Annotated in this window: 1 protein-coding gene; it reads left to right on the top strand. The window is 50.0% G+C overall.

The annotated features are described in order from the left end of the window. The first annotated feature begins 125 nt into the window (after nt 1–125). On the top strand, nt 126–605 hold the full coding sequence (locus FVP33_RS19285; RefSeq protein WP_016037409.1) for a macro domain-containing protein: 480 nt from the start codon (nt 126–128) through the stop codon (nt 603–605). Nucleotides 606–776: the final 171 nt, after the last annotated feature.

Genomic DNA, 776 nt, shown 5'->3' with positions numbered 1-776 from the left:
ATGTTCAAGTTCCAAATTTGGGAGAAGGAGTATTGGTCTCCATTTGCCGCCGTCAACTTGATGTACGCGGACGTTAGATCAAGAAGTGCTGCTGGTGTCAGATTCACAAGCGTAGAGAGGTTTAAATGATTAAATACCGAAAGGGCGATCTTATCGCCGCGTTCAAAAACAAAGAGTTGCACGCTATCGCACATCAGGCTAATTGCTTCAACACCATGGGCAGTGGCATTGCTAAGCAAATCCGGGAGCAATTCCCGGAAGCCTACGAGGCAGACCAAGCAACAGTGAAAGGGGACCGAGGCAAACTCGGCTCCCTCACCTTCACGATGAACGAGTACGGATCGATTTACAATCTGTACGGGCAGTACAACTATGGCCGAGAAGAGGGACGAGTCTACACTCAGCTTGACGCACTGGGCCAAGCCCTGTACACTATGTCTCTGTTCCTTGAGGCAGAGGCTGATGCTCGGGCGATCCCTACCTCGGAGTTGTGTGTAGGTCTGCCGAAGATTGGCTGCGGTTTAGCCGGAGAGGACTGGAGCAATGTCGAGCCTCTTATAGAGGAGACGCTCGGCCAGTTTCAGGTATACGTTTACGAATTGTAAGTAGGAGGAGATATGATCCGGGGTGCAATTAAGTATAAGGGGACTTGGTTGGCCCCGGGCTCGGAGGCGTTCCAGCTCCATCAAGATAAGAAGATGGATAAACTGGACAAGCACTTAGCAAAGCTAGACAAAGAGTTCAAAAAGCTAGAAGGGAGGGAGTAATATGACAAT

It is taken from the genome of Lacisediminihabitans profunda (assembly GCF_008040105.1).
Lineage (GTDB): Bacteria > Actinomycetota > Actinomycetes > Actinomycetales > Microbacteriaceae > Lacisediminihabitans > Lacisediminihabitans profunda.
Note: the sequence above shows the minus strand (reverse complement) of the source record. Positions and strands in the feature narration are given on the sequence as shown.

Bases quoted from the DNA above. Each gene is read 5' to 3' on its own strand.
- FVP33_RS19285 (WP_016037409.1), top strand. From the start codon at position 126: ATGATTAAATACCGAAAGGGCGATCTTATCGCCGCGTTCAAAAACAAA.